Raw genomic sequence first — 3,935 nt, 5'->3', positions numbered from 1 at the left:
GGCGCCCGGCTCAAGGCCTTCGTGGTGCCGCTGCGGCCGGGCGATACGGCGGCGCTGGCCGATCAGCTGGCCGGCTGGGTGCGCGAGCGCCTGGCGCCGCCGTATCGCCCGGCCGCAGCGGCACCACGAAGGCCTTGAGCCGGGCGCCTTCGTCCGGCCGCATCAGCCGCACGTGCGCCGCCCGCACCGCCGGATGGCGCGCCAGCAGCGCCGCCACCTGGGCCGGATAGACATTGACGCCGGCCACCTGCACCGCATGGTCGCGGCGCCCGTCCGGCACGAAGCGCCGCCCGTCGCGCCAGTCGATCCGGTCCGGGCAGCGCACTTCGAGCAGGCCGTCGTCGGCCGCCGGGCGCTGCAGCACATCGCCGCCGGCCGCATGCCGCCAGTACGGCAGCAATGCATACGGCGCGTCGGCGTCGCTGCGCCAGCCGACGCCGGCCGTCTCGCTGCTGCCATACACTTCCAGCAGGCGCAGGCCGCCGTCCGCCAGTTGCCGCGCCAGCGCCGGCGGACACGGCGCCGTCGACGTCACGCCGGCCGCCCCGGCGCGCCAGCGCGGCACAGCCTGCGCCAGCGCCGCCCACAGCTCCGGATAGGCGACGACCACGTCGCCGTCCTCGGCTTGCTGCCGCAGCGCCGCCGGCAGCATCCGCCGCAGGTCGACCAGCGCCGGCGCCGGCCGATACGCCAGCGGCAATAGTACCGTGAACAGGAAGCCGTAGATATGGTGCGACGGCACCGCATACAGCAGCCGCCGCGCCTGCGGCAACTGGGCGGCAAAAAAGCGCGCCTCCTGCCACAGCAGGTCGAGCCGATGCGTGCTGCGGGTCGGCACCCCGCTGCTGCCCGAACTTTTGAAACTGATCAGGCCGCTACCGGCGCCGATCGCCTCGCCGAGCGCGTCGCACCACTGCCCCAGCGTGACCGCGCCCAGCAAGGGCTGCAGATCGGTCTGCGGCGGCAGGTGCAGCGCCGCCGCCAGCGCGCTGGCCAGCGCATAGCGCTCCAGCGAGTCGATGCCCAACTCGGCGTCGAGCTCGATCCGCTCCGGCCACGGCAAGCCCGGCATGCCCGCGCTGCCGTGGCGCATCAGGCACAGTTCCGTGTGCATCAGGTCGGCGACTACGCGCCGCAGCAACGCGCGCTCTCGCCACCAGTCGGGCGCCGCCGGCAGTGCGGCCGTTTCTAGATTATCCATGGTGCTCGTCGCTGGCAAATACTGATTGGTAATTATACGATACTCATCGGTAGCTTTTATTTCGCTACGGTAGTAATATTAGCACATCAGTATAACCCAGCGAGTCCACGTCCCATGCCCACTCCACGCCTACGCCGTCGCCACGCCGCCGCCCCGCCGGGGAGGCGGCGATGAGCGCGCCCCGGCAAGCGCCGCCGCGCAACCTGCCGCTGCTGGCCGGCTGCCTGGCCGTCACCTTCGCCTGCGCCGCCATCGGTGCGCGCGCGTCGATCGAGGCCGCCCAGTTCTATCAGCAACTGGCGCGCCCCGCCTGGGCGCCGCCGCCCTGGCTGTTCGGCCCGGTGTGGAGCGTGCTGTACCTGCTGATGGCGCTGGCCGCATGGCGCGTCGGCCGCCACGGCGTGCGGCGCGCGGCGCCGGCGCTGCTGCTGTATGCCGGCCAGCTGGTGCTGAACGCCCTGTGGAGCTGGCTGTTCTTTGGCTGGCATCGGGGCGCGCTGGCGTGCGCCTGCATCGTCGCGCTGTGGCTGGCGATCGCGGCCACCATGCGCCAGTTCGGCCGCCATGAACGGCTGGCGGCGCTGCTGCTGTGGCCCTATCTCGGCTGGGTCGCGTTTGCCGGCCTGCTGTGCCTGGACATCTGGCGGCGCAATCCGGCGCTGCTGGGCGCGCCGGGCGGCTTTATTTTTTAACCCACGGGGACACCTATGATGATGGAACAGCAAACGCCGCCAGACAACGCCGGCGGCACGCCCGCCTCGGCGCGCATCCGGGCCAGGCTGACGCAGCGCGGTGTGCGTTTTCACGCCAACGACAACATCGCCGAGCACCTGGAGCCGGGCGAGCTGGCGCAGCTGCTCGACGAGGTCAGCGAGCGCATGCGGGGCGTGCTCGACAGCCTGGTGATCGACACCGCCGGCGACCACAATTCGCAGGACACCGCGCGGCGCGTCGCCAAGATGTATCTGCAGGAAGTCTTCGGCGGCCGCTACACGCCGCCGCCGCCCGTCACCGAGTTCCCCAACGTCGCCCAGCTCAACGAACTGATGATCATCGGACCGATCGCCGTGCGCAGCGCCTGCTCGCATCACCTGTGTCCGGTCATGGGCAAGATCTGGATCGGCGTCATGCCCAACCAGCATTCCAACCTGATCGGCCTGTCCAAGTACGCGCGGCTGGCCGGCTGGATCATGAGCCGGCCGCAAATCCAGGAGGAGGCCGTGGTGCAGCTCGCGGATCTGCTGCAGCAGAAGGTCCGGCCCGACGGCCTGGCCGTGATCATGGAGGCCGATCATTTCTGCATGCAATGGCGCGGCGTCAAGGACAACGGCGCGCGCATGATCAACAGCGTCATGCACGGCAGCTTCCTCAAGGACGCCGCGCTGCGGCGCGAGTTCCTGGCCCTGATCAAACGCTAATTTTCGCCGAAAGGATACGTCATGCTTGTCCGCCTCCTGTATGCCAGCCGCGCCGTCGACCATCCCGACAGCGCGGCTGTCGGCGCATCCTCGCAGCAATCGACCGCCGGCCAGCAACCCGACCCGGCCGGCCAGCATCCACCCGGCCGTGCTGTGCCCACAGCGAACGGTTGTACCTGCAACTGCTCGAAGGCGGCCGCGAGCAGGTCAACCAGCTGTATGGCCGCATCCTGGCCGACCGCCGCCACAGCGCGGTGACGCTGCTGCACTACGAAGAGATCAGCGAGCGCCGCTACGCCGGCTGGACCATGGGCCAGACCAACCTCGACCAGCTCAATCCCGGCATGCTGCTGCGCTATTCGGCGCTGCCCGCGTTCGACCCGTACGCGCTGAGCGGCGCCAGCTCGCTGGCCCTGATCGACGNCACTGATGGCCGCCGGCGCCTGGCGATTGGCGCGAGACCTGCGGCGCATGCTCAGGCGCGCCCGAGTACGGCGGCGGCGGCCATCAGTTCGTCGATCAGGGCCAGCGAGCTGGCGCCGCTCAGCGCGTACGGGTCGAACGCGGGCAGCGCCGAATAGCGCAGCAGCATGCCGGGATTGAGCTGGTCGAGGTTGGTCTGGCCCATGGTCCAGCCGGCGTAGCGGCGCTCGCTGATCTCTTCGTAGTGCAGCAGCGTCACCGCGCTGTGGCGGCGGTCGGCCAGGATGCGGCCATACAGCTGGTTGACCTGCTCGCGGCCGCCTTCGAGCAGTTGCAGGTACAACCGTTCGCTGTGGCACAGCACGCCGGTGATGCCGGCCGGCGGGTTGTGCCGGCGCGATTGCTGCAGGATGGCGCCGACGGCGCCGCTGTCGGGATGGTCGACGGCGCGGCTGGCATACAGGAGGCGGACAAGCATGACGTATCCTTTCGGCGAAAATTAGCGTTTGATCAGGGCCAGGAACTCGCGCCGCAGCGCGGCGTCCTTGAGGAAGCTGCCGTGCATGACGCTGTTGATCATGCGCGCGTCGTTGTCCTTGACGCCGCGCCATTGCATGCAGAAATGATCGGCCTCCATGATCACGGCCAGGCCGTCGGGCCGGACCTTCTGCTGCAGCAGATCCGCGAGCTGCACCACGGCCTCCTCCTGGATTTGCGGCCGGCTCATGATCCAGCCGGCCAGCCGCGCGTACTTGGACAGGCCGATCAGGTTGGAATGCTGGTTGGGCATGACGCCGATCCAGATCTTGCCCATGACCGGACACAGGTGATGCGAGCAGGCGCTGCGCACGGCGATCGGTCCGATGATCATCAGTTCGTTGAGCTGGGCGACG

The 3,935-nt window shown here is 69.5% G+C and carries 6 protein-coding genes; 4 read left to right on the top strand and 2 right to left on the bottom strand.

The genetic code is table 11. From position 1 onward, the window contains the following. Positions 1-21 precede the first annotated feature (21 nt). The 4 genes from DUGA2_RS35060 (at position 22) to DUGA2_RS34720 (ending at position 3,200) form a co-directional block, all read left to right on the top strand. A complete protein-coding gene (locus DUGA2_RS35060) occupies positions 22-138 on the top strand; it encodes a hypothetical protein (RefSeq protein WP_373994872.1) in 117 nt (38 codons plus the stop codon). Positions 139-1,371: 1,233 nt separating this feature from the next. Then, the gene (locus tag DUGA2_RS32205) at positions 1,372-1,893 is read left to right on the top strand and encodes a TspO/MBR family protein (RefSeq protein ID WP_070273333.1); all 522 of its coding nucleotides are present in this window, start codon (positions 1,372-1,374) and stop codon (positions 1,891-1,893) included. Positions 1,894-1,908: 15 nt separating this feature from the next. Then, a complete protein-coding gene (gene folE / locus DUGA2_RS32200) occupies positions 1,909-2,619 on the top strand; it encodes a GTP cyclohydrolase I (protein WP_373994871.1) in 711 nt (236 codons plus the stop codon). A gap of 170 nt (positions 2,620-2,789) precedes the next feature. Beyond that, complete coding sequence (locus DUGA2_RS34720) at positions 2,790-3,200, top strand: BLUF domain-containing protein (RefSeq protein WP_070273332.1); 411 nt, start codon at positions 2,790-2,792, stop codon at positions 3,198-3,200. On the opposite strand, the gene DUGA2_RS32190 is transcribed toward DUGA2_RS34720, so the two are convergent. Together DUGA2_RS32190 and folE (DUGA2_RS32185) are read right to left on the bottom strand one after the other, a co-directional pair. Next, positions 3,095-3,520 carry a BLUF domain-containing protein gene (locus tag DUGA2_RS32190; RefSeq protein ID WP_070273331.1) on the bottom strand — a complete coding sequence of 142 codons (426 nt, stop codon included), beginning with the start codon at positions 3,518-3,520 and terminating at the stop codon, positions 3,095-3,097. The genes DUGA2_RS34720 and DUGA2_RS32190 overlap by 106 nt on opposite strands. A 21-nt stretch (positions 3,521-3,541) precedes the next feature. After that, a partial coding sequence (gene folE / locus DUGA2_RS32185) for a GTP cyclohydrolase I (protein ID WP_210402617.1) occupies positions 3,542-3,935 on the bottom strand: 394 nt, incomplete at its 5' end.

It is taken from the genome of Duganella sp. HH101, assembly GCF_001758795.1.
Classification (GTDB): domain Bacteria; phylum Pseudomonadota; class Gammaproteobacteria; order Burkholderiales; family Burkholderiaceae_D; genus Rugamonas; species Rugamonas rivuli.
Note: the sequence above shows the minus strand (reverse complement) of the source record. Positions and strands in the feature narration are given on the sequence as shown.